A 25,915-nucleotide genomic window follows, 5' to 3' on the forward strand; every position below is an offset into this window, starting at 1 on the left:
CTGCCGCGGGCGGCGTGGACGAGGTAGCCGCGGCTGTACCTGGGCATGATCTGCCCGGCCACCGGGGTGGCACCGCAGGCCTCCAGGGCGCCGACACCGGTGACGCCGGCGGTGAGGTCGGCGGTGGCGCCGTCGGCGACGGCGCCGTTGAGGCGGGCGCGGAGCTTGCTGGCGTAGCCGTGCAGCAGGTCGCGCGCCGACAGCGGCGGGTCGTCGTCCCACAGGCGGTCGATGAGCCGGTCGGTGGTGATCAGGCGCCCCTCGGCCAGCAGGACGGCCAGCAGCAGCCGGTGCATCCGGGGACCCAGGTCCAGCCGCCCGGAGCCGGCGTGGACCTCGACCGGACCGAGAATACGAAACTCCACTTGGTGTCTCTTTCTGCCGAGTGAGGACGTGCGGAGAAGAGATGCGCGCAGTTCTTATACAAGTGTGTGTTATATGAAGCGCGGGCGCGCAGCCAAAGCACGGCTTTTCTCCAGGCTTTCCCTTTTCGAGATCCAGACGCCCCCCGGCGACGAGCCGGGGAATTCCCCGGCTCGTCGCCGGGCTCACCACCCGGGCCGCGCCACCGGTCCACACCGCCGCCACCGCCGGAACCTCATCGAGAAATCCCATGTCAGATGACTCCTCCGACCGCCCGCGACCACCGCGGCATCACCCGCCGGCCGTCGCCGACGACCCGGCGTCAGGCGACACGGAACCCGGCAACAGTCGTACGTAAATCGGCAACGACTTTTCACCTTCCCCGTGAAACCATAAAAATCTCTGCCGCCGACCACATGGCGACGGGGCGAAAAACTCCACCGAGCCGTGGAGGAAAGGTCACGTCTTGAATGTGTGGACGTGGAAGGCGGCTCACCGGCGTCACGCCGCCCCCGAGGCTCCTTCTCACTGACGCGGGAACGGCCCGCGCGGCCCTCCGGCGACCCGGTCCGGCGGGCCCCGCGGGGCCGGAGCGCGGATCGCCCGCCCTCCTCCCGTGCGTCATCCGTCGCGGTCGTCCGTGAGCACCCCCTTGAGGAGGGGGACGACCGCGCGCCGGCGGAGGCCGGCGGTCGGGTGGCCGTCGAGTGGCCGTCGTCTCCGGCCACGTCGACACGGCGGCACGGTGTCACAGCGAGTGGACGGTCCGGCGAAAGTCCGGCGGGAGCACGGGAACAGGGTGGGGCGAAGGGGACAGTACGGCGGAGAGGGAAAGGGAGCGTGGCGGAGGAAACGGGAGAGCCCCCGCGAGGGATCTCGCGGGGGCTCTCCCCGGCACGGGTGAACCGTGCCGGCTGTCAGGGTGCTCCGGTCAGAGGCCGGCGGCGGTGCGCAGGGCCTCGGCGCGGTCGGTGGCCTCCCAGGAGAACTCGGGGCGGCCGAAGTGACCGTAGGCGGAGGTCGCCGAGTAGATCGGGCGCAGCAGGTCGAGGTCGCGGATGATCGCGGCCGGGCGCAGGTCGAAGACGTTGAGCACGGCTTCCTGGATCTTCTCGACCGGAACCTTCTCGGTGCCGAAGGTCTCGACGAAAACGCCGACCGGGTGCGCCTTGCCGATGGCGTAGGCGACCTGGACCTCGGCGCGGTCGGCCAGCTCGGCGGCCACGATGTTCTTGGCGACCCAGCGCATGGCGTAGGCGGCCGAGCGGTCCACCTTGGACGGGTCCTTGCCGGAGAAGGCGCCGCCGCCGTGGCGGGCCATGCCGCCGTAGGTGTCGACGATGATCTTACGGCCGGTCAGGCCGGCGTCGCCCATCGGGCCGCCGATCTCGAAACGGCCGGTCGGGTTGACCAGCAGGCGGTAGCCCTCGGTGGCGATCTCCAGGCCGGCGAGCACCGGGTCGACCACGTGCTCCTTGATGTCCGGGGCGAGCATCTCCTTGAGGTCGATCTCGGCCGCGTGCTGGGTGGAGACGACCACGGTGTCGAGGCGGACCGGCTTGTCGCCGTCGTACTCGATGGTGACCTGGGTCTTGCCGTCGGGGCGGAGGTAGGGGACGGTGCCGTTCTTGCGGACCTCCGACAGGCGCTCGGCCAGGCGGTGGGCCAGCTGGATCGGCAGCGGCATCAGCTCGGGGGTCTCACGCGAGGCGTAGCCGAACATGAGGCCCTGGTCGCCCGCGCCCTGGCGGTCGAGCTCGTCCGAGCCCTCGCCCTCACGGGCCTCGTAGGCGTCGTTGACGCCCTGGGCGATGTCGGGCGACTGGGCGCCGATGGACACCGACACGCCGCAGGAGGCGCCGTCGAAGCCCTTGTGGGAGGCGTCGTAGCCGATCTCGAGGATCTTCTCCCGGATGAGGCCGGGAATGTCGACGTAGGTCTCCGTCGTCACCTCTCCGGCGACGTGGACCTGACCGGTGGTGATCAGCGTTTCGACGGCGACACGGCTCTTGGGGTCACCCTTGAGCATGGCGTCGAGAATCGCGTCACTGATCTGGTCGGCGATCTTGTCCGGGTGGCCCTCAGTGACCGACTCGGAGGTGAACAGGCGACGGGACAAGTCAGTGGCTCCTCATGCAGCGGCTGCTGGCGTTCGGGGGCTCTGGCGTCGGCACGACACCAGTAGCGCTCGCCGAATTCTAGCCTTACCTGGAGCGGCGCCGCGAAACTGCGTTGAATCCGGCGAGCCGAAACCGGGAAGACGGCCGTGCAGCCGGTCCGCAAACGCGTTCTCTCCCGCCGATCGGCCGTGCGGGGCGGGTCTCACGGCGCCACCGGACCCGTGTCGCCCCTGCGGACGTCCAGGGCTCCCCGCTTCCCCGCCGGCGACGGCGCCCGCCGTTCACGGGGGTTCCGGCTACGGGCGGCGAGGGCGGTGACGCCGGATCCGGCGCCACCGCGGTGACAGCGACGCCGCCAGGACGAGGGCGGCGAGGCCGGACAGCGCGGCGAGGGCCCCGCGGCCCGCGCCGATCTCGGCGAACATCTTGCCGTGGTCGGCGAGCGCCGCGCCGTACTCCGCGGCGGCGCCGGTGGCCGCGGCCGCCCAGTCGCCGCGGCGCAGCGCGGGCTCGATCGCGGTCGCGGCCACCGCGTCGAGCTCTCCCGCCGAGAGCGGGAAACGCGAGTCGGCGGAGACCGCGTAGCGGCGTTGCCCGACGGAGACCGCCAGCAGCAGGTCGAACCTGCCCAGACGGCTGCGCAGCGCCGTCTGGGAGGCCCATTCCTTCGCCGGCAGCCCGGAGAAGTCACCGACGTAGACGACGTAGAGGCGAACCCCGTACCGGTCCCGCAGCCCGGCGACGGCCGCCTCGACCTGGGCCCGGCGGTCGCCGAGCACCCCGGCCCCGTCGGTCACGGGCCGGGAGACGGGAACGGGCGGATCGGCGCGGGCCGTACGGTCCCCGCGGGCCGCGAGGCCCGGCAGGAACACGACGGACAGCAGCACGACGAGAACCCGGACGATGTGCGGCATCCAAGAATCCCCCGTCAACCCCCGAAAAGTACTTTGACGGATTTATCCCTTTTATCCCCAATTGAGAAGAAGTGCACACGCATCGGGCACGGCGCGGGGAGGACACGAGGGGGAACCGGCCGGAAGCGGATCCGGACGGGGACGGATCAGAGGTCGGGAAGCGGGTCGGGGGGCAACGTCTCCGGCGCGAAGACCTCCGCGTCGGCGGCGCCGATCACCGCGGCGTACTCCTCGTCGATCTCGAACACCATGCCGTCCAGCTCGATGGCCGCGCCCGCCGAGAACTCGACCGGGCCGAGCCTGGTCCGCCGGGCGTGGGTGGCGTAGACCGAGTTCGGCATGTCGCGGTCGAAGAACTTGGTGGACAGCACCAGGATCGACCGGTCGGTGACCACGATGAGGAAGGTCGCCATGCCCGGCGAGTTCACCGACAAGGCGGGCAGAATGTAGCGGATGTCCTCCCCAGGGGGGAGCAGGGCGCGGCACCGTGCCCTGACGACGGCAGACACCGGCATGGTCAAAACCCTCCCGGGCGTAACGTTCCAGGTCACTCCGGACGCAGTATCCGCCGCAAAAGGATCTCCATCAAGCGGATCAGGCGAGACGTTCGGCGACGAGGTCCCAGACCACGTCGGCGAGAGCCTCCTTGGGACCGCGCGGAATCTCGACCGGATCGCCGTCGGCCGCCAGGACCACCGCCGCGTTGTCCGGCGTGCCGAAGGCCAGGTTCTCCCCGACCTGGTTGACGACCAGCAGGTCACAGCCCTTGCGGGCGAGCTTGGCGCGCCCGTTGGCGAGCACGTCGTCGGTCTCGGCGGCGAACCCGACGATGACGTGAGGGTACGGCTTGACCCCGGCCCGGCGACGCTCCCCCAGCTCGGCAAGAATGTCCGGGTTTTTCACCAAATAGATAGGGTCAGGCTCGGCCGAAGTCTTCTTCACCTTCGAGCCGCTCCGCCTGGCCGGCCGGAAGTCGGCGACGGCGGCGGCCATGACCACCCCGTCCACGGCCTTCGCCGGGTCCTCGATCGCCTCGAACACGGCCTCGCGCAGCTCCATGGCCGACTCGACCCGGACGACCGTCGCGCCCGCCGGATCGGGCAGGGCGACGTTGGCCGCGATCAGGGTCACCTCGGCGCCGCGGGCCAGGGCCGTACGGGCCAGCGCGTAGCCCTGCAGGCCCGAGGAGCGGTTGCCGAGGAAGCGGACCGGGTCGATCGCCTCGCGGGTGCCTCCGGCGGAGATCACCAGGTGGCGGCCCGACAGGTCGGCGGGCCGGCCCGACAGGACCCCGCGGCAGATCTCGAAGATCTCCCGGGGCTCGGGCAGCCGTCCGCGTCCGGTGTCGGCGCCGGTCAGGCGGCCGACGGCGGGCTCGATGACGATCGCGCCGCGCTCGCGGAGCGTGGCGACGTTGGCGCGGGTCGCGGGGTGCTCCCACATCTCGGTGTGCATCGCGGGGGCGAAGACCACCGGGCAGCGCGCGGTGAGCAGGGTGTTGGTCAGCAGGTCTCCGGCCAGCCCGTGGGCGGCCTTGGCGAGCACGTCGGCGGTGGCGGGGGCGACCACCACCAGGTCCGCGCCCTGACCGATGCGGACGTGCGGCACCTCGTGCACGGAGTCCCAGACGTCGGTCGTCACGGGATTGCCCGACAGCGCCGCCCAGGTCGGCTCGCCGACGAAGCGCAGGGCCTCCCTGGTGGGGACGACGCGGACGTCGTGGCCCGACTCGGTGAACAGGCGCAGCAGCTCACACGCCTTGTAGGCGGCGATGCCCGCGCTCACCCCCAGGACGACCGCCGGTCCGCGACGCCGGCCGGGGACCGCCGGCTCCGCCACCGGGGAGTCGCCGCCCGGCACCCGCCGCTCGGAGGAGGACTCCGGGGGGAAAGAGAGGGAGCCGGACTCGGAGGAGCCGGCTCCGGGCGTGTCCTTCGTGTCCTCCGTGCCCTCGCCAGGCGTCCGCATGGGTGGGACTAGCCCTCGATCGGCTCGGAGGTGAGCAGACCCTCGCTGACCTCGCGCAGCGCGATGGACAGCGGCTTCTCCTGGGCGTGGGTCTCGACGAGCGGGCCGACGTACTCCAGCAGGCCCTCGCCGAGCTGGGAGTAGTAGGCGTTGATCTGGCGGGCGCGCTTGGAACCGAAGATCACGAGGCTGTACTTGCTGTCGACGATGTCGAGCAGGGCGTCGATCGACGGGTTGGTGATGCCTTCGGAATAGGCCGCGTTCGTTGCCACGTTGTGTTTTCCCCTAGCTAGGTGAACGTCCGGGGCTCGAAGCCTCGGGAGCATCAGCCAACAAGGCTATCAGCCGGTGACATACGTCCTGGACGGATGTGTTCACCAGGGTGAGGTCGAACTCCTGCTCGGCCGCCATCTCGATCCGGCCCGCGGCGAGGCGCCGGGCGATGACGTCCTCCGGCTCCGTGCCCCTGCCCCTCAGGCGCTTCTCCAGCTCCTCCCAGGTCGGCGGGGCCAGGAAGACCAGCAGGGCCTCGGGCATGGTCGCGCGGACCTGACGTGCCCCCTGGAGATCGATCTCGAGCAGCGTGGGAACCCCGTCGGCGAGCTTCTCGAGCACGGGGCCGCGCGGCGTGCCGTACCTGTTGCCCGCGAACTCCGCCCACTCCAGCAGTTCGCCCGAGGCGGCCAGGCGGTCGAACTCCTCGTCGTCGGCGAAGAAGTATTCGACCCCGTGGGTCTCCCCCGGGCGGGGTTTCCTGGTGGTCACCGAGACCGACAGCCACACCTCGGGGTGTGCCTGCCGAAGCTCGGCGACGACCGTGGACTTGCCGACGCCTGACGGCCCTGAGAGAACCGTCAGGCGATTGCCGGTCGGCTCGGGGAGGGCTCGCGCCCTCTCCGGACCTGCGACCGGGGATGTGGAGCCGCCGGACCCGCTCTCAGCGGTTTCCTCCGGAGCCCGGTTCCCACCGGGCCACGACGTTCCGACCAACTCCAAAACCCCCCGTGATGCCGTTTCCGCGGATGCGGACGAGCGTGTGTCTTGAACCGAGATTAGCTCTCGGCCCCGCCGAACTCACGCTCGAGCGACGCCCTCTGGTTGGCGCCCAGACCCCGCACGCGGCGGGACTCTGCGATGCCGAGCCGCTCCATCAGCTGCTTGGCGCGGACCTTGCCCACGCCGGGGAGCGACTCCAGAAGAGCCGACACCTTCATCTTGCCGATGACGTCGTCAGCCTGCCCGTCTTTGAGCACCTCAGCCAGAGAGATAGCGCCGTGCTTCAGGCGGTTCTTAACCTCGGCACGCTCTCGGCGGGCCTTGGCAGCCTTCTCTAGGGCTGCGGCGCGCTGCTCAGGGGTAAGGGGAGGAAGAGCCACGCCGGGTCACCTCGAATTTCCTGTCGATGTACTCGGACGGGAAGGGAAACTAGCTGGTCATCGCGTTTCAAGCAACGTCAAGACCAGTTTCTTCCCTTAGAAAATCTACTTCGTCACTTTGTGTAGCGCAAAAGTCGCCGAGTGTCGACGAAACGACCCTCAACTCCGCGTTTTTGGGGGCCTGGATCAGGCGCCGCGGTCGGCGGGCGAGAGGGCTCGGCGGAGCGCCGCGGCGATTCCCGCGGCGGCCGCCCCGGGGTCCGCGGAGCCGGTGATCGGGCGGCCGATCACGAGAAGATCGGCCCCGTCGGCCAAAGCCCTCTCGGGAGTCGCTACTCTTGCCTGGTCCTGACTCTCGGCGCCGGCGGGGCGAACGCCGGGAGTGATCAGGGTGATGTCCGGCCCGACCTCTGCGCGCACGGTGGCGACCTCATGCGGCGAGCACACGAGGGCCTGGGCGCCGGCGTCGACGGCGAGCACCGCCAGGCGGCGCACGGCGTCGCCGGGGGAGCCCGCCACGCCGATCCGCTCCAGGTCGGCCTCGGAGAGCGAGGTGAGCACCGTCACGGCCGCGATCTGGGTGCCGGGCAGCGCGTCCACCGCGGCTTTGATCATGGTGGGGCCGCCCGCCGCGTGGACGGTCAGGATGGCGGGCTTGAGCCGCGCCACGGACCTGGCCGCGCCGGCGACCGTGTTGGGGATGTCGTGGAGCTTGAGGTCGAGGAAGACCTGGACGCCGCTCGCGCCCCGGACCGAGGCGATCACATCGGGGCCGTAGCGGAGATAGAGTTCAAGACCGACCTTCACGGTGCTGACGTGCGGTGTGACCATGCTCGCCCAGCGGGCCGCGGTCTCCAGGTCGGGCGCGTCCAGAGCGACGGCGATGGGTGCGGGCGTCACAGGGAACTCTCCTCCAGATCTATCCGGTGCCGGGTGGAAGCCCCCGGCGGGCGATGGGCCAGCCCGACGGCGTCGGCCAGCCGATGGAAACCCCGCGCGGCCAGAAGCTCCTCAAGCTCCCGCAGGACGCGCAGGCAGGCGTAGGGGTCGTGGAACAGCGCCGTGCCGACGGCGACGACGCACGCGCCCGCCAGGACCAGCTCGAAGGCGTCCCTGCCGGTCAGCACGCCCCCCATGCCGATGATGGGCACGCTGGGCAGCGCCGCGTGGACCTGCCATACGCAGCGTACGGCCAGCGGCCGGATGGCCGGTCCCGACAGCCCCCCGGTGACCGCGGCGAGCGCGGGACGCATGGCCTCGGTGTCGATGCTCATGCCGATCGGGCTGTTGATCATCGAGAGCGCGTCCGCGCCCCCGTCCACGCACGCCCTGGCGACGCTCACGATGTCCACCACGTCCGGCGACAGCTTGGCCACCACCGGGACGTCGTAGCGCATGACCGAGCGCACCGAGGCGATCACCTCGGCCGAGGCGGCCCCGTCGCGGGAGAAGACCCGGCCCCTGTCCTCGATGTTGGGGCAGGACAGGTTGACCTCGACGGCCGTCACGCCGGGCGCGTCGGTGAGCCTGCGCGCCAGCGCGGTGTACTCGGCGACGGTCCCGCCGCCGATCGAGACCACGGTCTTGACGCCCCGCTGGGCCAGCCAGGGCAGCTCGCGCTCCAGGAAGGCGTCCACGCCCGGCCCCTGCAGCCCTACGGCGTTGAGCATGCCGGAGGGCGTCTCGGCCACCCTGGGCGTCGGACGGCCCGCCCTGGGGGCCATGGTGATCGACCGCGTGGTCAGCGCGCCGATCCGGCCCAGGTCGAAGAACTGGGCCAGCTCGGAGCCCGAGGCGGCGCACCCGGCGGCCGTGGTGATCGGGTTGACCAGTTCCACGTGCCCCAGGTACGTCCGCATGTCAACCGACATTCCGTGTTCCCCCACCCGGCGCTCCGAGCGCGTCGAACGGGATCGTCCCCACGTCGTCGAAGCGGACGCGCTCGCCCCGGAAGACCGGTCCTTCGACGCACGAGCGCACCATCCGGGTGACACCGTCGTCTCCGATGACCGGCAGCACGCACGTCATGCACACGCCGATCCCGCAGGCCATCCGCTCCTCCACGGCCACCTGGACCGGGATGTCGAACTCGACGGCCACGGCGGTGACGCCGCGCAGCGTCTCCATCGGGCCGCAGGCGTAGACCACGTCCGCCCGGACGTCGGCGATGACGCCGGGCAGCACGTCGGTCACCCTGCCCCGCATGCCCAGGGAGCCGTCCTCGGTGGTCAGGGTGGTGGTCTCCCCCATCCTGCGGGCGCGCAGCGCGCCGAAGACCCGGTCGGCCGAGGCCGCGCCGAGCACGAAGTCGACCCGGCAGCCGCGCTGCTGGAGCGCGTCGGCCACGGTGAACAGCGTCGCCGAGCCGTACTCGCCGCCGACCAGCACGCAGGTCACCGGGTCGCGCGGCAGCGGGAACGGCCTGCCGAGCGGCCCGACCAGGTCGAGCGTGTCGCGGGCGCGGCGTTCGGCCAGCCAGGCCGTGCCGGGCCCGCCGACGGTGAAGACGAACTCGACCGTGCCGCCGTAGTCGGGCTTGACGTCGTGGACGGAGAAGACACGGCGCGTCAGCATCGACGTCTGCGGTCCGCCTACGGCCACCGACACGAAGTGTCCCGGCCTGAACCGCTCGGCGATGCCGGGCGCGACCACGGTCAGCGCATGATAGGCGTCGACCCGGCGCGTGGTCAGCACCGTGCCCGTCACCTGTACCGGAGTAACAGGCGTCTCCCTCACCTCCGCTTAGGCATCAACCCCGTAAGGCGTGTCGTGTTCACGGTCGCGTTCGGCTCCTCGCTCGCTACGCGGACGGCTCATACCTCGCCGCCCACTCCGCTCACTCGTCCCTTCAGCCGCTCCGCGTGCTCCTGGAGCGACCGTACGCCCACGTCACCTCGGACGATGGCCTGGATGCCCTGAACCGCGGCGGCCAGTCCCTGGACGGTCGTGATGCAGGGGATGCCCCGCAGCACGGCGGCGGTGCGGATCTCGTAGCCGTCCAGCCGCGGCCCGGACTGACCGGGGCTGCCGAAGGGCGTGTTCACGATGAGGTCCACCTCGCCGTCCAGAATGCGCCTGCCGATGGTCGGCTCCCCTTCGGGACCCGTTCCGTCGCTCTGCTTGCGCACGATCTTGGCATGGACTCCGTTGCGGCGCAGCACCTCGGCCGTCCCCTCCGTCGCCATGATCTCGAAGCCGAGGTCCGCGAGCGCCTTGACCGGGAAGATCATCGCACGCTTGTCGCGGTTGGCGACGGAGACGAACGCCCGTCCCTTGGTCGGCAGCGAGCCGTAGGCGGCGGCCTGCGACTTGGCGTAGGCCGTGCCGAAGAACTCGTCGATGCCCATGACCTCGCCGGTCGAGCGCATCTCGGGGCCGAGCACGGTGTCGACGCCGCGGAAGCGGTTGAACGGCAGCACGGCCTCCTTGACCGCGATGGGCGCGTCGAGCGGCAGGGTGCCGCCGTCGCCCTCCGCGGGGAGCATGCCCTCGGCGCGCAGCTCGGCCACCGTCGCGCCCATCATCACCCGGGCCGCCGCCTTGGCCAGCGGCACCGCCGTGGCCTTGGAGACGAACGGCACCGTACGGCTGGCCCGCGGGTTGGCCTCCAGCACGTAGAGGATGTTGGCCGACATGGCGTACTGCACGTTCAGCAGGCCGCGCACGCCCACGCCCCGGGCGATGGCCTCGGTGGCGGTGCGGATGCGCTTGATGTCGTAGCCGCCGAGCGTCATCGGGGGCAGCGAGCAGGCCGAGTCGCCGGAGTGGATCCCGGCCTCCTCGATGTGCTCCATCACGCCGCCGAGGTAGAGCTCCTCGCCGTCGAACAGGGCGTCCACGTCGATCTCGACGGCCTCGTCGAGGAACTTGTCCACCAGCACCGGGTGGTCGCTGGCGGCGCCCGCCTTGGCCATGTAGGTGGTCAGCGTCTCGTCGTCGTAGACGATGGCCATGCCCGCGCCGCCGAGGACGTAGGAGGGCCGTACCAGCACCGGGTAGCCGATCTCGTCGGCGATGGCCAGCGCCTCGTCCACGGTGACCGCGGTGCCGTGCTTGGGCGCGGGCAGCCCGGCCTCGGCCAGGACCCGGCCGAACGCGCCGCGCTCCTCGGCCAGGTGGATCGACTCGGGCGAGGTGCCGACGATCGGCACTCCGGCGTCCTTGAGCGCCTGGGCCAGGCCGAGCGGGGTCTGGCCGCCGAGCTGGACGATGACGCCCGCGACCGGGCCGGTCTGCTGCTCGGCGTGGACGACCTCCAGGACGTCCTCCAGGGTGAGCGGCTCGAAGTAGAGCCGGTCGGAGGTGTCGTAGTCGGTGGAGACGGTCTCCGGGTTGCAGTTGACCATGACGGTCTCGTATCCGGCGGCCGACAGCTCGAAGGAGGCGTGCACGCAGGCGTAGTCGAACTCGATGCCCTGGCCGATCCGGTTGGGGCCCGAGCCGAGGATGAGGACCTTGGGGCGGTCGCCGTAGGGGACCTCGCTCTCCTCGTCGTAGGTGGAGTAGAGGTAGGGCGTCCGGGCGGCGAACTCGGCGGCGCAGGTGTCCACGGTGTTGTAGACGGGGCGCACGCCCAGGGCGTGGCGCAGGTCCCTGACCCTGGCCTCGGACATGTCGCGCAGCTCGGCGATCTGCACGTCGCTGAAGCCGTACCGCTTGGCCTTCGTCAGCACCTCGGCGGTGAGCTGGGCGGCCTCGCGCAACTCGGCGGCGACCTCGTCGACGGCGTAGAGCTGGTCCAGGAACCACGGGTCGACGGCGGTGGCCTCGAACAGCTCCGCCGCGCTCGCCCCGGCGCGGATGGCCTGCTGCATGGTGTGCAGCCTGCCGTCGTGCGGGGTCCGGCAGGCCTCCAGCAGCGCGTCCTTGTCCCCGGGCTCCCCGGCCCAGGTGAAGGTCGCGCCCTTCTTCTCCAGCGAGCGCAGCGCCTTCTGCAGGGCCTCGGGGAAGGACCTGCCGATGGCCATGGCCTCGCCGACCGACTTCATGTGGGTCGTCAGGGTCTGGTCGGCCCCGGCGAACTTCTCGAAGGCGAAGCGCGGCACCTTGACCACGATGTAGTCGAGCGAGGGCTCGAACGACGCCGGGGTCTCCCTGGTGATGTCGTTGGGGATCTCGTCCAGGGTGTAGCCGATGGCCAGCTTGGCCGCGATCTTGGCGATCGGGAAGCCGGTGGCCTTGGAGGCCAGGGCGCTGGAGCGGGAGACGCGCGGGTTCATCTCGATGACGATCATGCGCCCGGTGCGCGGGTTCACCGCGAACTGGATGTTGCAGCCGCCGGTGTCGACGCCGACCTCGCGGATGACCGCGATGGCGACGTCGCGCATGTTCTGGTACTCGCGGTCGGTGAGGGTCAGCGCGGGGGCCACGGTGACGCTGTCGCCGGTGTGCACGCCCATCGGGTCGAGGTTCTCGATGGAGCAGACGATGACGACGTTGTCGGCCCTGTCGCGCATGACCTCCAGCTCGTACTCCTTCCAGCCGAGGATGGACTCCTCCAGGAGCACCTCGGTGGTCGGCGAGGCGTCGAGGCCGGCGCCGGCGATCCTGCGCAGCTCCTCCTCGTCGTGGGCGAAGCCGGAGCCGACGCCGCCCATGGTGAAGGAGGGCCGCACCACCAGCGGGTAGCCGAGCTCGCCGGCGGCGGCCACGCACTCGTCCATGGTGTGGCAGACGAACGAGCGGGCCGACTCGGCGTTGAGACCGCGCTCGGCGGCGACCTTGGCGACGATGTCCTTGAACATCTCGCGGTTCTCGCCCGCCTGGATGGCGTCGACGTCGGCGCCGATCAGCTCGACGCCGTACTTGGCCAGGACACCCGCCTCGTGCAGGGCGATCGCGGTGTTCAGCGCGGTCTGGCCGCCCAGGGTCGGCAGCAGCGCGTCGGGGCGCTCCTTGGCGATGATCTTCTCGACGATGTCCGGGGTGATCGGCTCGACGTAGGTGGCGTCGGCGAACTCGGGGTCCGTCATGATCGTGGCCGGGTTGCTGTTGACGAGGATCACGCGGAAGCCCTCGGCACGCAGCACGCGGCAGGCCTGGGTGCCGGAGTAGTCGAACTCGCAGGCCTGCCCGATCACGATCGGCCCTGAGCCGATCACCATGACCGACTGGATGTCCGTGCGCTTAGGCACCCTTGCTGCCCTCCGTCGTCTTCGTGTTCTCTTCCATCAGCGCGCAGAACCGGTCGAACAGCCCGGCGGAGTCGTGCGGGCCGGCCGCGGCCTCCGGGTGGTACTGGACGCTGAAGGCGGGGCGGTCGATGAGCCGCAGTCCCTCGACGCAGTCGTCGTTGAGGTTGACGTGGCTGACCTCCGCCGGGCCGTACGGCGTGTCGAAGCTCCCGTCGAGCGGGGCCTGTACGGCGAAGCCGTGGTTGTGCGCGGAGATCTCCACCTTGCCGGTGCGGCGGTCCTGGACCGGCTGGTTGACCCCGCGGTGGCCGTAGCGCAGCTTGTAGGTGCCCAGGCCGAGGGCACGGCCGAAGATCTGGTTGCCGAAGCAGATGCCGAAGAACGGCTTGCCCGCGTCCAGGACCCCGCGCAGCGCCTTGACCTGGCGGTCTGCGGTGGCCGGGTCGCCGGGGCCGTTGGAGAAGAACACCCCGTCCGGGTTCAGGGCGAGGATGTCCTCGGCGGTGCTGGAGGCGGGCAGGACGTGCACCTCGCAGCCGCGCTCGGCCATCCGGTGCGGGGTCATCGCCTTGATGCCGAGGTCGACGGCCGCGACGGTGAACCGCTTGGCCCCGATGGCCGGGACGACGTACGGCTCGGCGGTCGAGACCGCCTCGGCCAGGTCGGCGCCCTCCATGGCGGGGCTGTTGCGGACCCGCTCGAGAAGCTCCTCCACCGGGGCGAGCGTCTCGCCGGAGAAGATCCCGGCGCGCATGGCGCCGCGCTCGCGCAGGTGACGTGTGAGGGCCCGGGTGCCGGGGATGGCGATGCCGACGACGCCCTGCTCCCTGAGGTAGTCGTCGAGGGAGCGCGTGGCGCGCCAGTTGGAGGAGACCCGCGCGGGCTCCCGGACCACGTAGCCGGAGACCCACACGCGCGAGGACTCGGGGTCCTCGTCGTTGACCCCGGTGTTGCCGATGTGCGGCGCGGTCATCGCGACGATCTGGCGGTGGTAGGAGGGGTCGGTGAGGGTTTCCTGGTAGCCGGTCATCCCGGTGTTGAAGACCATCTCGCCGAAGGTCTCGCCCTCGGCGCCGTAGGGGGTCCCGTGGAAGACACGGCCGTCTTCCAGCACTAGCACTGCGGTCACTCAAACACCCCGCTCATCTCGGTCAATGCTTCGCAAAGTATGAAATATCTGACACACCCGAGGGGTGCGTCTCCATGATGTGGGACGGCGACGCGCCCGGCGGGCAGGGCGGCCGCGACTCGGCGAGGCGGCGTCACGCGAGCTTTCCGTCCAGCACGGTCGGCCTGCCGCGCAGGAAGGTCGCCACGACGCGGCCCGGCAGGGTCCTGCCCTCGTAGGGCGTGTTACGGCTCTTGGAGGCGTAGCCCGCGGGGTCGACCTCGGCGCGCGCCCCGGCGTCGTAGAGGGTGATGTTGGCCGGGGCCCCGACCTCGATCGGCTGCCCGTGGTCGGCGACCCGGCCGATCCTGGCCGGGGCGTGGGACATGCGGTCGGCGACACCGGCCCAGTCGAGCAGCCCGGTCTCGACCATGGCCTCCTGCACCACGGACAGCGCCGTCTCCAGGCCGATCATTCCCATGGCCGCGGCGGCCCACTCGGTCTCCTTGTCCTCGACCGGGTGCGGGGCGTGGTCGGTGGCGACGCAGTCGATCGTGCCGTCGGCCAGGGCCGCGCGCAGCGCCTCCACGTCGGCGCGGGTGCGCAGCGGCGGGTTCACCTTGTAGATCGGGTTGTAGGAGCCGACCGGGGAGTCCTCGACGAGGTCGTCGGTGAGGAGCAGGTGGTGAGGGGTGACCTCGGCGGTGACGTCCCAGCCCTTGGACTTGGCCCAGCGGACGATCTCCACCGAGCCCGCGGTCGACAGGTGGCAGACGTGCAGGCGGGAGCCGACGTGCGCGGCGAGCAGGCAGTCACGGGAGATGATCGCCTCCTCGGCGACCGCGGGCCAGCCGGTCAGGCCGAGCCTGCCGGAGACCGCTCCCTCGTTCATCTGCGCGTCCTCGGTCAGGCGCGGCTCCTGGGCGTGCTGGGCGACCACCCCGTCGAAGGCCTTGACGTACTCCAGCGCGCGGCGCATGAGCACCGCGTCCGAGACGCACTTGCCGTCGTCGGAGAAGACGCGGACCCGCGCGGCCGAGTCGGCCATCGCGCCCAGCTCGGCGAGGCGCTCGCCCTCCAGGCCGACGGTGACGGCGCCGACCGGGCGGACGTCGCAGTGGCCCGCCTCCTGGCCCAGGCGCCAGACCTGCTCGACGACGCCCGCGGTGTCCGCGACCGGGTGGGTGTTGGCCATGGCGTGCACCGCGGTGTAGCCGCCCAGCGCGGCGGCGCGGGTGCCGGTCTCGACGGTCTCGGCGTCCTCGCGGCCCGGCTCGCGGAGGTGGGTGTGCAGGTCGACCAGGCCGGGCAGCGCGATGAGGCCCCGCGCGTCGACCGTCTCGTCGCCGCTCAGCCCCTGGCCGATCTCGGCGACGACGCCGTCGCGGATCAGGATGTCGACCGGCTCGCCGCCGAGGATCCTCGCGTCCTTGATGACGATGGTCTTCACTGGATCTCTCCTCCGAGGTCGGCGCCGCCGAGCAGCAGGTAAAGGACGGCCATGCGGGTGGTCACCCCGTTGGCGACCTGCTCGACGATCGTCGAGCGCGGTGAGTCGGCCACCTCGGCCGCGATCTCCATTCCCCGGTTCATCGGGCCGGGGTGCATCACGATGGCGTCGTCGTGCAGCTTGGCGACGCGATCGCAGTCGAGACCGTAGCGGCGGCTGTACTCCCGCTCGGTGGGGAAGAAAGCGGCGTTCATCCGCTCCCGCTGCACGCGCAGCATCATCACCACGTCGGACTTGGGCAGCAGGGCGTCGAGGTCGTAGGAGACCTCGCACGGCCAGGAGGCGACGGTCACCGGCAGCAGGGTCGGCGGGGCGACCAGCGTCACCTCGGCCCCGAGCGTGGCCAGCAGCAGCACGTTGGAGCGGGCGACCCGGCTGTGCAGGACGTCGCCGACGATCGTGACCTTCCTGCCGTCCAGCGCGCCGAGGCGGCGGCGCATGGTGAAGGCGTCGAGCAGGGCCTGGGTCGGGTGCTCGTGGGTGCCGTCACCGGCGTTGACGACGCTGCCCCTGACCCAGGCGGCCAGGCGGTGCGGCGCGCCCGAGGCGCTGTGCCGGATGACGACGGCGTCGGCGCCCATGGCCTCCAGGGTGAGCGCGGTGTCCTTGAGCGACTCGCCCTTGGAGACGCTGGAGCCCTTGGCGGAGAAGTTGATGACGTCGGCCGACAGGCGCTTGGCCGCGGCCTCGAAGGAGATCCGGGTGCGGGTCGAGTCCTCGAAGAAGAGGTTCACCACGGTACGGCCGCGCAGGGTCGGCAGCTTCTTGATGGAACGTTCCGAGATCTTGGCCAGCTCGTCGGCGGTGTCCAGGATCAGCAGGGCGTCGTCGCGGCTCAGGTCGGCCGCCGAGATCAGGTGCCGCTTCACTTGTCGTCTTCCTTCAGCAGCAGGACGGCGTCGCGGCCGTCGTTCTCCTCCAGGTAGACCTTGACGATCTCGGACTTGGAGGTGGGAAGGTTCTTGCCCACGTAGTCGGCCCGGATGGGCAGCTCCCGGTGGCCGCGGTCGACCAGGGCGGCGAGCTGCACGGCCTGCGGGCGGCCCAGGTCGTTGAGCGCGTCGAGCGCGGAACGGACCGTGCGGCCGGAGTAGAGGACGTCGTCGACGAGGACGACGATCTTGCCGTCGATGCCGTCGGCGGGCAGCTCGGTGCGGCCCAGCGCGCGGGCGGGGCGCAGGCGCAGGTCGTCGCGGTACATCGTGACGTCGAGGGAGCCGACGGGCACCGAGCGGCCTTCGAACTGCCTGATCTGGTCGGCCAGGCGGCGTGCCAGGTAGACCCCTCGCGTGGGGATCCCGAGCAGGACGATGTCCTCGGCACCCTTGGTGCGCTCGAGGATCTCGTGGGAGATGCGGATCAGCGCCCGGTTGATGTCAGGTCCCTCGAGGACCGCTCGTGCGCTGCCGCGGGCATGCGAAATCGCATCAGCCAAAGAAAACACCACCTTTCCCGCCTCACAGGACGGGGCTTAAAGGAAGCCGACGCCCTCACGTTAGCAGCCGGAGGGCGGTGCCTCAGAATCAGCCCCTTGATTCCCTAACGGGGACAAAACATGACATAAGGAGCATAAGCCCCTGAGGGCTGGTTGATTGGCAAAACCTGGCCCTTCATCGACCGTAGCGACAGGCCTTCCGGGGCAGGGCCATCGGGAAGGGGCATCCCGCCCCCGCCGGAGATCTCGGGGAACCACCATGGGCGCAGAGCTCCGCGCGATCCGCGCGCGCATCAGGTCCGTCACGTCGACGGCCAAGATCACACGCGCCCAGGAGCTCATCGCGTCCTCGCGGATCCCCAGGGCCCGCCAGCACCTGGAGGCCGCCAGGCCGTACGCCAGGGAGATCACCAGGGCCGCCTCCATCCTGGTCAGCCACGGCGTCCACATGAACTACGCGCTGCTCAACCGCAGGCCGGACACCTCCCGGGTGGCCGTGCTGGTGATGACCAGCGACCGGGGCTTCTGCGGCGCCTTCAACAACAACGCGCTGCGCCGGGGCGACGCGCTCAGCGCGCTCCTGCGCGAGCAGGACAAGGAGCCGACGTTCTACCTGTGCGGCCGCAAGGCGGTCGACTTCTATCGCTTCCGGCGCCGCAGGACGGAACGGGAGTGGGTGGGCCTGTCCGACCGCCCGACCTACGAGGTGGCCGCCGAGATCGGCCAGACCCTGGTCGAGGCCTTCGACATGCCCACCCGGGAGGGCGGGGTCGGCGAGGTGCACGTCGTCTTCACCGAGTTCGTCTCCATGCTGAACCAGCAGACCCGGGTGCTCAGGATCCTGCCCCTCGAACTGGAGGAGATGGAGATCGGCGGGGGCGGCGAGGGGTCCATCCCGGCCCCGCTGCCGCCGTACGAGTTCGAGCCGTCCCCGGGGGTCGTGCTCGACCTGCTGCTGCGGCAGTACGTCAGGGGACGGATCTGGAGCATGCTGCTGGAGTCCAGCGCCTCCGAGCACGCCGCCAGGCGCCAGGCGATGATGTCGGCGACCGAGAACGCCCACGAGCTCATCGCGCACCTGACCCGCCGGGCCAACTCCGCGCGCCAGGCCGAGATCACCACCGAGCTCACCGAGATCACGGGCGGCGCCGAGGCGCTGGCCCACTCGAACGCCGAGAGGTAGGGGACGGCCGGCGCCGGACGGGTGGGCGAAGATCTACCTCCCCAACTTGGCAAAACCCGACAAAGCGGCATTAAAATCCTTCGCGTCACCGTCGGCTACCGGGAGATACGAGAACATGGGCCTGTCCGCTCGCGAGAAGCGCACCCTTGACCGGATCGCCGACCGGCTCTACTCCGAGGAGCCGGACCTGGCGGAGTCCCTGTCCTCCTTCGCCACCGGCGCGGTGACCTCCGAGGCGCTGCCCTCCCGGCAGAGCCCCTTCCCCGCCGTCCTGCTCCCCGTCGCCCTGCTGGCCGCGATCATGGCGATCATGGCCCTGGCGCTCCCCCCGGTCTCGGCGTCCGAGGTCGACCCGGCCCCCGCGGCCCACATACTGAACCGCGGCTGATCCCCTCTCCGGCCCCGCCCCCCACCCCGTCCGCACCGGCCCGGGACCGCCCTCGGGGCCGCGTTCCGGCCGCGACCGTACTGTCGGGAAAGTCCTGGATCACGCCTCCCCGTCACGACCGTACGGGTTTCATCCCCTCCGGCCGGGGGACCTCATTGGATATTGCCACTGAAAGTGGACTGTCCAGGGGATATGTGCCGGGGGGCGCACAATGGGGGATTCCTCTGGCGACCGCCCGCGAGGGCGCACCGCCGCCGAAGAGGGAGTGATCCGCGACGAGGCGGCCGAGGTCATCGCCGAGGAACACGGCAAGCTCGGTCTTCCCGCGGCGATCGCCCTGATCGTGGGCAACATCGTCGGCACGGGAGTGTTCCTGCTGCCCGCCTCGCTCGCCGCCTACGGCACGATCAGCATCGTGGCCATGGCCCTGGTGTCGATCGGCGCCATCGCCCTCGCCGTCGTCTTCGGCAGGCTCGGTGCGCGCCTGCCCACCGGAGGCGGGCCCTACGCCTACGCCAAGGACGCCTTCGGTGAGTTCCCGGGCTTCTGGAACGCCTGGTCGTTCTGGCTGACCGCCTGGATCGGCAACGCCGCGATCGCCGTCGTCTGGGTCAACTACGTCAACTACTTCCTGCACTGGCAGTCCCCCGTCGCCCAGTTCGCGCTGGCACTGGTCGCGCTGTGGATCCCGGCGCTGGTCAACCTGAGCGGCGTGCAGAACATCGGCGCCTTCGCGCTGGTCACGACGGTGCTGAAGTTCATCCCGCTGATCTTCGTCGCGGTGGTCGGCCTGTTCTTCATCAGGGGCGGCAACTTCGGGTCGTTCAACGCGACCGGGGGCAACTGGATCGGCGCCCTGTCCACCGCGGGCGCGCTCGCGCTGTTCATCTACTCGGGCGTCGAGAGCGTCACCATCGCGGCCGACAAGGTCAGGGACCCCGCGCGCAACATCGGCAGGGCCAGCGTCTACGGCGTGCTGATCTGCGCCGCGATGTACATGCTCAGCACCGTCGCCATCTTCGGCACGGTCCCGCACGAGGCGCTCGTCAACTCCAAGGCCCCGTTCGCCGACGCGATCAACAACATGTTCGGCGGAAGCATCGGCGGCGGCATCATGGCCGCCTGCGCGATCGTCTCCGGCATCGGCGCCATCAACGGCTGGACCATGCTGGTCGCGGAGATGCCGATGGCCGCGGCCAGGGACGGCCTGTTCCCGGGCGTCTTCGCCAGGGAGTCGCGCCGCGGCGCCCCCTGGGTCGGGATCATCGCCGGCACCGCGCTGACCTCGCTGGTCGCGCTCTACAACTACTTCGGCACCACCAACGGTTTCGACAAGATCCTGCTGATCGCCACCTTCACCACGGTCATCCCCTACTTCTTCTCCGCGTGCGCCCAGCTGTTCTGGCTGGTCACCGGCGCCCGCGCGGTCAGCGGGGCCCGGCTGGGCCGCGACCTCGCCATCACCGCCGTGGCGATCCTGTTCGGCTTCTGGATGACGTACGGCGCGGGCATGGAAGCGATCTTCATCGGCTTCCTGATGCTCCTGGTGGGCATCCCCGTCTACATCTGGACCAAGGCCAAACGCGGCGAGTACGGCCCCAGGGAGAAGGCCCCCGTCTCCGTCCGGGAACGTTCCCGCTGACGGCGCCCCGTCAAGCACAACCACGTCAACGACGACGAAGGAAGAGAAATGGCTTTTCACGTCGACTCAGAGGTGGGCCGGCTCCACCGGGTCCTGCTCCACAAGCCCGAGCTGTCCCTGAAGCGGCTCACCCCCTCCAACAAGGACGACTTCCTCTTCGACGACGTGCTGTGGGTACAGCGCGCGGTCGAGGAGCACGAGGAGTTCCAGCGGACGCTGCGCGAGCGCGGCATCACCGTCTACATGCTGGCCGACCTGCTGCGCGAGACCATCGACATCCCCGACGCCCGCAAGTACATCCTCGACCACGTCATCGACGAGCGCTTCTTCGGGCCGATGGCCGTCGACGCCCTGCGCAACGCGCTGGACGCGATGGACTCGGCCGACCTCCAGCTCTACCTGACCGGGGGGATCACCAAACAGGAGCTCGTGGACCGGGGCACCGACCCCAAGAGCCTGGTCTTCCACACCCTCGCCCCCGAGGACTTCGTGCTGCCACCGCTGCCCAACCACCTGTTCACCCGCGACACCTCCTGCTGGATCTACGACGGCGTCTCCATCAACGCGATGAAGAAGAAGGCCCGCCAGCACGAGACCGTGAACTACGAGGCCATCTACCGCTACCACCCGCTGTTCGCCTCGGGGTTCGGCAGGCCCGACGAGGGGGGCTTCAACCTCTGGATGCCCGGCATGGCCTCGGCTCCCGCGACCATCGAGGGCGGCGACGTGCTCGTCCTGGGCCGGGGCGCCGTACTGGTCGGGATGAGTGAGCGCACCCAGCCGCAGGCGGTGGAGATGCTCGCGCGGAGCCTGTTCCACAAGGGCGCGGCCAAGAAGATCATCGCGCTGAACATGCCGAAGGCGCGGGCGTTCATGCACCTGGACACCGTCATGACCAACGTGGACGTCGGGGTGTTCACCAAGTTCGCCGGGCTGGGCATGCTGCCCTCCTACACGGTCGAACCGGGCGACACGGAGAAGGAACTCAAGATCACCGATCACGCCCCCGAGGACATGCACCGGGCCATCGCCCGGGCCATGGACATGGACGAGATCAGGATCCTCACCCCGACCCAGGACGTGTACGCGGCCGAGCGCGAGCAGTGGGACGACGGCTGCAACGTGCTGGCCGTCAGCCCCGGGGTGGTCGTCGCCTACGAGCGCAACACCACCACCAACAACTACCTGCGCGCCAACGGCATCGAAGTGATCACCATCAGGGGCAGCGAACTCGGCAGGGGCCGCGGCGGCCCCCGGTGCATGAGCTGCCCCCTCGAGCGCGACGGCATCTGATCTCCTTCGACGGGGGGCGTCAACATGGCATTCAACCTGCGCAACCGCAGCTTCCTGAAGGAACTCGACTTCACCCCGGACGAGTTCAGGTTCCTGATCAAACTGGCGGCCGAGCTCAAGGCCGCCAAGTACGCCGGGAGCGAGGAACCCAGGCTCAGGGGCAAGAACATCGCCCTGATCTTCGAGAAGACCTCGACCCGCACCCGGTGCGCGTTCGAGGTCGGCTCCCACGACCAGGGCGCCCACGTCACCTACCTGGACCCGAGCGGCTCCCAGATGGGCCACAAGGAGTCGGTGAAGGACACCGCGCGGGTCCTCGGCCGGATGTTCGACGGCATCGAGTACCGGGGCAGCAAGCAGTCCGACGTCGAGGAGCTCGCCGCCTACTCCGGCGTCCCGGTCTGGAACGGCCTGACCGACGACTGGCACCCGACCCAGATGCTCGCCGACATGCTCACCATGCAGGAGCACAGCGACAAGCCCCTGCACGACGTCGCCTACGCCTACCTCGGCGACGCCCGCAACAACATGGGCCACTCGCTGCTGGTCACCGGCGCGATGCTTGGCATGGACGTGCGGCTCGTGGCGCCGGAGGCGCTGTGGCCCGACGACTCGGTCGTCAAGCCCGCCAGGGACCTCGCCGGGGAGACCGGGGCCAGGATCACCATCACCGACGACGTGGCCAAGGGCGTCCAGGGCGTGGACTTCCTCTACACCGACGTGTGGGTCTCCATGGGCGAGCCGAAGGAGGTGTGGGAGGAGCGCATCAAGCTGCTCATGCCGTACCAGGTGAACGCCGGGGTGGTCGAGGCGACGGGCAACCCGAGGGTGAAGTTCATGCACTGCCTGCCGGCCTTCCACAACCGGGAGACCACGGTCGGCGAGGACCTGTTCCGCAAGACCGGCCACGAGGCGCTGGAGGTCACCGAGGAGGTCTTCGAGTCGCCCCGGTCGATCGTCTTCGACCAGGCCGAGAACCGGCTCCACACCATCAAGGCCGTCCTGGTCGCGACCCTGGGAGAGTGAACATGCGCGCCACCTTGACCACCGAGGCACCCGCCCGCCCCACGGCCGCGGGAGGCTGACCATGCGCGTCCTGGTCGCCCTGGGAGGCAACGCGCTGCTGCGCCGGGGGCAGAAGCCCGACGCGGAGACCCAGCGGGAGAACGTCCGCGTCGCCGCCGCCTCACTGGCGCGGCTGGCCGAACGGCACGAGCTGATCATCACGCACGGGAACGGCCCCCAGGTGGGCGTGCTGGCGCTGGAGAGCTCCAACGACCCCAACCTGGCCCGGCCCTACCCCCTCGACACGATCGGCGCCGAGACACAGGGGATGATCGGCTACTGGCTGCTGCAGGCGCTGCAGAACGCGCTGCCGGGACGGCAGGTCGCCGCCACGATCAACCAGACGCTCGTCTCCGCGGTCGACCCGGCCTTCGACAACCCGACGAAGTTCGTCGGCCAGGTCTACGAGCAGGCGGAGGCGGAGAAACTGGCCATGGAGTACGGCTGGACCGTCAAGCCCGACGGGCAGTACTGGCGCAGGGTCGTTCCCTCCCCCGCCCCGCAGCGGGTCGTGGAGACCCGGCTGCTGCGCCGCCTGGTCCGCGACGGCGTCGTGACGATCTGCGCGGGCGGCGGCGGCGTCCCGGTCATCCGCAACGACAAGGGACAGCTCCAGGGCATCGAGGCGGTCATCGACAAGGACCTGACCGCCTCCGTGCTGGCCGAGGCGCTGGAGGCCGACGTCCTCATGGTCCTGACCGACGTGCCGCGGGTCGCCAGGCACTTCGGCACCCCGCAGCAGGAGGAGATCTCCCACACCACGCCGCACCAGCTCCGCGCCGAGAGTTTCCCCGCCGGTTCCATGGGGCCGAAGGTCGAGGCGGTCTGCCGGTTCGTCGAGACGACCGGCGACATGGCCGCGATCGGCCGTCTGGACGAGGCCGAACGGATACTGGAGGGCAGGGCCGGCACCATCGTCACCCCGAACGCCACCTGGCCGCTGGCCAGCACCCTGTGACCGAGGGCCCCCTCGCGTTCCGGCGGGCGGGGGCCGGGTAGTCCCCCCGGCACGACGGATCATCGGCACACCAGTCCAGTCGAGGGGGGCACCACATGGTTTCCGTGGCACAGCGGCTGTTCCGCACCAAACCCGCCGAGCAGATCATCGCCGAGGGCGGGCACGGTGAGGGCGGCGAGTTGCGCCGGACCATGACCCTGTGGCAGCTGACCCTCTTCAGCGTCGGCGCCACGCTCGGCACCGGCATCTTCGTCATCCTCGGCCAGGCCGTGCCGAAGGCGGGACCGGCGGTGGTCGCCTCCTTCGTGCTGGCGGCGATCACGGCCCTGTTCTCGGCCCTGTCCTACGCCGAGCTGGCCGGGACCATCCCGGTCTCCGGGTCGTCCTACTCCTACGCCTACGCGACGCTGGGCGAGCTGGTGGCGTGGGTGTGCGGCTGGTGCCTGATGCTGGAGTACGCCGTCTCCGTCGCGGCGGTCGCGGTCGGCTGGGGCGAGTATCTCAACCACTTCCTCCGCGACCTGTTCGGCTGGCAGCTGCCGAACGCCATCACCCACTCCCCCGGCGACCAGGGCGGCGTGATCAACGTCACCGCGATCCTGATCGTCCTGCTGGCCACCTGGCTGCTGCTGCGCGGCGCCTCGGAGAGCGCGACCGCGAACGCGGTCTTCGTGCTGATCAAGATCGCGGTGCTGGCGTTCTTCTGCGTGGTGGCCTTCAGCGCCTTCGAGAGCGGCAACCTGACCCCCTTCGCCCCGCTGGGCGCCGCCGGGATCACCGCCGCCGCCTCACAGGTCTTCTTCTCCTACATCGGCTTCGACGCGGCCTCGACCGCGGGTGAGGAGGCCAGGAACCCCAAGCGCGACCTCCCCCTGGCGATCCTGTTGTCCCTGGTCATCGTCACGGTCGTCTACGTGCTGGTGGCGCTGGCCGCCGTCGGCGCCATGCCGTGGCAGGAGTTCCACCCGGAGAGCACCGAGGCCAGCCTCGCCCTGATCGCCGACCGCGCGACCGGCGCGACCTGGGCGGGCGTCATCATCTCCTTCGGCGCGGTCGTGGCGATCGCCAGCGTGGTCCTCACCGTGCTGTACGGCCAGACCCGCATCCTGTTCGCGATGTCGCGCGACGGCCTGATACCGAAGATCTTCGAGAAGGTCGACCCGCGCCGCCAGGTCCCGATCGCCAACACGCTCATCGTGGCCACCTTCGTCTCCGTGCTCGCCGGGTTCATCCCCCTGGGCCAGCTCGCCGAGGCCACCAGCATCGGCACCCTGTTCGCCTTCGCCATCGTCAACGTCGGCGTGCTGGTGCTCCGCCACACCCAGCCCGATCTGCCCCGCAGCTTCCGGACGCCGTTCTTCCCCCTGACGCCGGTCCTCGGGGTGATCCTCTGCGTCGTGGTGATGCTGGGACTGGCCGGGATCACCTGGCTGGCCTTCGCGCTCTGGCTGGTCGTCGGCCTGCTCGCCTACTTCCTGTACGGCTTCCGCCACTCCCGTCTCAACCGGAGCGTCCGATGAAGATCGAACACATCCTCGCCGGGTTCGTCCCCGGCGCCCGCGGGCAGGACGGGCTGGCCCTGGCCGTGCTGATGGCGCGGCGGGCGGGGGCCAGGCTGACGGTCGCCCACGTCCACGTGCCGGCCTGGCCGACACCGGGCCCCGGAAAGATCGACGCCGAATGGCGGTCCTACGTGGCCGAGCAGACGGCCGGAATCCTGGAACGGGCGCGCGACTTCATGGCGGATATTACGGACATTTCGGTCGACTACCTCTCACAGCCCAACCGGGGCAGCGGGCGCGGCCTGGTCCAGCTCGTCGGCAGGGTCAAGGCCGACGTGGTGGTCATCGGGTCGGCCCCCGGAGGAGGGCGGGGCCGCATCCGCATCGGCAGCACCGCCGACCAGCTCCTGCACGCCTCTCCGGTGCCGGTCGCCCTGGCCCCCCGGGGATACGGCGAGCAGGGGTCGCCGGAGCTGCGGAGGCTGACCGTCGCCTACCGGCGCGACCCCGGCTCCGACGAGGCCGTACGGCAGGCCTTCGAGCTGGCCGCGCAGGTGGACGTGCCGCTGCGCCTGATCACCCTCGTCGTGAGCGGTAGGCGGCAGGCGAAGGTCGAGGAGGAGATGCTCGGCCGGCTCAGGGAGCAGGTGGCCGCCGACCTCGAGGAGATCACCCGGGGACGTGTGCGGGTGGACGTCGGGGTGCTGGAGGGCAGGGACGTGGCCACGGCACTGGCGCGCGCCGACTGCGAGGGCTCCATCTTGATCTGCGCCTCCAGCGAAACGGGGCCTCTGCGCCGGGTCTTCCTCGGCGACGTCTCCTTGAAGATCATACGCTCGGCACCGTGCCCGGTGATGATGTTGCCCAGGAATCCCCCCGCCAAGCCAGGGTCCGCCGAGAAGCTCGGGAAACCGTGATGATTCACTATCCGCGAGGGGACAAGCACGGCGTTTGAG

23 protein-coding genes and 1 pseudogene are annotated in these 25,915 nt (G+C 70.4%); 8 read left to right on the plus strand and 16 right to left on the minus strand.

What is annotated here, in order from left to right:
* From AB0N02_RS30885 to pyrR, 16 genes and pseudogenes are all read right to left on the minus strand, one after another.
* Positions 1–365: pseudogene (locus AB0N02_RS30885) on the minus strand (hypothetical protein); the annotation flags it as partial.
* A gap of 929 nt (positions 366–1,294) precedes the next feature.
* Positions 1,295–2,482 (minus strand): methionine adenosyltransferase, encoded by a 1,188-nt coding sequence (metK, locus tag AB0N02_RS30890; RefSeq protein WP_363953594.1) that lies wholly within the window; start codon positions 2,480–2,482, stop codon positions 1,295–1,297.
* A 297-nt stretch (positions 2,483–2,779) separates the two neighbouring features.
* Positions 2,780–3,397, minus strand: a complete 618-nt coding sequence (locus AB0N02_RS30895) for a TPM domain-containing protein (protein WP_363953596.1) — start codon at positions 3,395–3,397, stop codon at positions 2,780–2,782.
* A 146-nt stretch (positions 3,398–3,543) separates the two neighbouring features.
* On the minus strand, positions 3,544–3,912 hold the full coding sequence (locus AB0N02_RS30900; protein WP_363953598.1) for a hypothetical protein: 369 nt from the start codon (positions 3,910–3,912) through the stop codon (positions 3,544–3,546).
* Between the two features lie 79 nt (positions 3,913–3,991).
* The gene (gene coaBC, locus AB0N02_RS30905; protein ID WP_363953600.1) at positions 3,992–5,365 is read right to left on the minus strand and encodes a bifunctional phosphopantothenoylcysteine decarboxylase/phosphopantothenate--cysteine ligase CoaBC; all 1,374 of its coding nucleotides are present in this window, start codon (positions 5,363–5,365) and stop codon (positions 3,992–3,994) included.
* Positions 5,366–5,373: 8 nt separating this feature from the next.
* A complete protein-coding gene (gene rpoZ, locus AB0N02_RS30910) occupies positions 5,374–5,637 on the minus strand; it encodes a DNA-directed RNA polymerase subunit omega (RefSeq protein WP_012889517.1) in 264 nt (87 codons plus the stop codon).
* Between the two features lie 13 nt (positions 5,638–5,650).
* A complete protein-coding gene (gene gmk / locus AB0N02_RS30915) occupies positions 5,651–6,223 on the minus strand; it encodes a guanylate kinase (RefSeq protein ID WP_363953902.1) in 573 nt (190 codons plus the stop codon).
* Positions 6,224–6,417: 194 nt separating this feature from the next.
* The gene (gene mihF / locus AB0N02_RS30920; protein WP_012889515.1) at positions 6,418–6,741 is read right to left on the minus strand and encodes an integration host factor, actinobacterial type; all 324 of its coding nucleotides are present in this window, start codon (positions 6,739–6,741) and stop codon (positions 6,418–6,420) included.
* A 186-nt stretch (positions 6,742–6,927) separates the two neighbouring features.
* Positions 6,928–7,641, minus strand: a complete 714-nt coding sequence (gene pyrF, locus AB0N02_RS30925; protein WP_363953603.1) for an orotidine-5'-phosphate decarboxylase — start codon at positions 7,639–7,641, stop codon at positions 6,928–6,930.
* The gene (locus AB0N02_RS30930; protein ID WP_363953605.1) at positions 7,638–8,612 is read right to left on the minus strand and encodes a dihydroorotate dehydrogenase; all 975 of its coding nucleotides are present in this window, start codon (positions 8,610–8,612) and stop codon (positions 7,638–7,640) included. The genes pyrF and AB0N02_RS30930 overlap by 4 nt, the downstream gene beginning before the upstream one ends.
* On the minus strand, positions 8,602–9,447 hold the full coding sequence (locus tag AB0N02_RS30935) for a dihydroorotate dehydrogenase electron transfer subunit (protein WP_363953607.1): 846 nt from the start codon (positions 9,445–9,447) through the stop codon (positions 8,602–8,604). The genes AB0N02_RS30930 and AB0N02_RS30935 overlap by 11 nt, the downstream gene beginning before the upstream one ends.
* 107 nt (positions 9,448–9,554) lie before the next feature.
* Positions 9,555–12,875, minus strand: coding sequence for a carbamoyl-phosphate synthase large subunit (gene carB, locus AB0N02_RS30940; RefSeq protein ID WP_363953609.1), 3,321 nt, complete (start codon positions 12,873–12,875; stop codon positions 9,555–9,557).
* Entirely contained in the window at positions 12,868–14,004 is a 1,137-nt protein-coding gene (gene carA / locus AB0N02_RS30945) for a glutamine-hydrolyzing carbamoyl-phosphate synthase small subunit (protein WP_363953611.1), read from the minus strand. The genes carB and carA overlap by 8 nt, the downstream gene beginning before the upstream one ends.
* Before the next feature lie 133 nt (positions 14,005–14,137).
* The gene (locus tag AB0N02_RS30950) at positions 14,138–15,433 is read right to left on the minus strand and encodes a dihydroorotase (RefSeq protein WP_363953613.1); all 1,296 of its coding nucleotides are present in this window, start codon (positions 15,431–15,433) and stop codon (positions 14,138–14,140) included.
* The gene (locus AB0N02_RS30955) at positions 15,430–16,362 is read right to left on the minus strand and encodes an aspartate carbamoyltransferase catalytic subunit (protein ID WP_363953615.1); all 933 of its coding nucleotides are present in this window, start codon (positions 16,360–16,362) and stop codon (positions 15,430–15,432) included. Before AB0N02_RS30955 ends, AB0N02_RS30950 begins: the two co-directional genes overlap by 4 nt.
* Positions 16,359–16,928, minus strand: a complete 570-nt coding sequence (gene pyrR, locus AB0N02_RS30960; RefSeq protein WP_363953617.1) for a bifunctional pyr operon transcriptional regulator/uracil phosphoribosyltransferase PyrR — start codon at positions 16,926–16,928, stop codon at positions 16,359–16,361. The genes AB0N02_RS30955 and pyrR overlap by 4 nt, the downstream gene beginning before the upstream one ends.
* Before the next feature lie 259 nt (positions 16,929–17,187).
* On the opposite strand from pyrR, the gene AB0N02_RS30965 reads away from it, so the two are divergent.
* The 8 genes from AB0N02_RS30965 to AB0N02_RS31000 all read left to right on the plus strand — a co-directional run bounded on the left by AB0N02_RS30965 (position 17,188) and on the right by AB0N02_RS31000 (position 25,876).
* Positions 17,188–18,111, plus strand: coding sequence for a F0F1 ATP synthase subunit gamma (locus AB0N02_RS30965; RefSeq protein ID WP_363953619.1), 924 nt, complete (start codon positions 17,188–17,190; stop codon positions 18,109–18,111).
* Between the two features lie 115 nt (positions 18,112–18,226).
* Positions 18,227–18,499 (plus strand): DUF3040 domain-containing protein, encoded by a 273-nt coding sequence (locus AB0N02_RS30970; RefSeq protein WP_363953621.1) that lies wholly within the window; start codon positions 18,227–18,229, stop codon positions 18,497–18,499.
* A gap of 211 nt (positions 18,500–18,710) precedes the next feature.
* Positions 18,711–20,141: an amino acid permease gene (locus AB0N02_RS30975; protein WP_363953623.1), complete on the plus strand. Its 1,431-nt coding sequence runs from the start codon at positions 18,711–18,713 to the stop codon at positions 20,139–20,141.
* A gap of 48 nt (positions 20,142–20,189) precedes the next feature.
* Complete coding sequence (locus AB0N02_RS30980; protein WP_363953625.1) at positions 20,190–21,434, plus strand: arginine deiminase; 1,245 nt, start codon at positions 20,190–20,192, stop codon at positions 21,432–21,434.
* A 24-nt stretch (positions 21,435–21,458) separates the two neighbouring features.
* Positions 21,459–22,460 (plus strand): ornithine carbamoyltransferase, encoded by a 1,002-nt coding sequence (argF, locus tag AB0N02_RS30985; RefSeq protein ID WP_363953627.1) that lies wholly within the window; start codon positions 21,459–21,461, stop codon positions 22,458–22,460.
* A gap of 61 nt (positions 22,461–22,521) precedes the next feature.
* Positions 22,522–23,457: a carbamate kinase gene (gene arcC / locus AB0N02_RS30990; protein WP_363953630.1), complete on the plus strand. Its 936-nt coding sequence runs from the start codon at positions 22,522–22,524 to the stop codon at positions 23,455–23,457.
* Positions 23,458–23,552: 95 nt separating this feature from the next.
* Entirely contained in the window at positions 23,553–24,977 is a 1,425-nt protein-coding gene (locus tag AB0N02_RS30995) for an amino acid permease (protein WP_363953632.1), read from the plus strand.
* Positions 24,974–25,876, plus strand: a complete 903-nt coding sequence (locus tag AB0N02_RS31000) for a universal stress protein (protein WP_363953634.1) — start codon at positions 24,974–24,976, stop codon at positions 25,874–25,876. Before AB0N02_RS30995 ends, AB0N02_RS31000 begins: the two co-directional genes overlap by 4 nt.
* Positions 25,877–25,915: the final 39 nt, after the last annotated feature.

Origin of the sequence: Streptosporangium sp. NPDC051022 (genome assembly GCF_040683035.1) — a bacterium.
In the GTDB taxonomy this organism is placed as follows: domain Bacteria; phylum Actinomycetota; class Actinomycetes; order Streptosporangiales; family Streptosporangiaceae; genus Streptosporangium.

Excerpts from the sequence above, each read along its gene's own strand:
- AB0N02_RS30895 (WP_363953596.1), bottom strand. The coding sequence starts at position 3,397 with ATGCCGCACATCGTCCGGGTTCTCGTCGTGCTGCTGTCCGTCGTGTTC.
- AB0N02_RS30900 (WP_363953598.1), bottom strand. The coding sequence starts at position 3,912 with ATGCCGGTGTCTGCCGTCGTCAGGGCACGGTGCCGCGCCCTGCTCCCC.
- coaBC (WP_363953600.1), bottom strand. The coding sequence starts at position 5,365 with ATGCGGACGCCTGGCGAGGGCACGGAGGACACGAAGGACACGCCCGGA.
- AB0N02_RS30930 (WP_363953605.1), bottom strand. The coding sequence starts at position 8,612 with ATGTCGGTTGACATGCGGACGTACCTGGGGCACGTGGAACTGGTCAAC.
- AB0N02_RS30965 (WP_363953619.1), top strand. The coding sequence starts at position 17,188 with ATGGGCGCAGAGCTCCGCGCGATCCGCGCGCGCATCAGGTCCGTCACG.
- AB0N02_RS30970 (WP_363953621.1), top strand. The coding sequence starts at position 18,227 with ATGGGCCTGTCCGCTCGCGAGAAGCGCACCCTTGACCGGATCGCCGAC.
- AB0N02_RS30975 (WP_363953623.1), top strand. The coding sequence starts at position 18,711 with ATGGGGGATTCCTCTGGCGACCGCCCGCGAGGGCGCACCGCCGCCGAA.
- AB0N02_RS30980 (WP_363953625.1), top strand. The coding sequence starts at position 20,190 with ATGGCTTTTCACGTCGACTCAGAGGTGGGCCGGCTCCACCGGGTCCTG.
- argF (WP_363953627.1), top strand. The coding sequence starts at position 21,459 with ATGGCATTCAACCTGCGCAACCGCAGCTTCCTGAAGGAACTCGACTTC.
- arcC (WP_363953630.1), top strand. The coding sequence starts at position 22,522 with ATGCGCGTCCTGGTCGCCCTGGGAGGCAACGCGCTGCTGCGCCGGGGG.
- AB0N02_RS30995 (WP_363953632.1), top strand. The coding sequence starts at position 23,553 with ATGGTTTCCGTGGCACAGCGGCTGTTCCGCACCAAACCCGCCGAGCAG.
- AB0N02_RS31000 (WP_363953634.1), top strand. The coding sequence starts at position 24,974 with ATGAAGATCGAACACATCCTCGCCGGGTTCGTCCCCGGCGCCCGCGGG.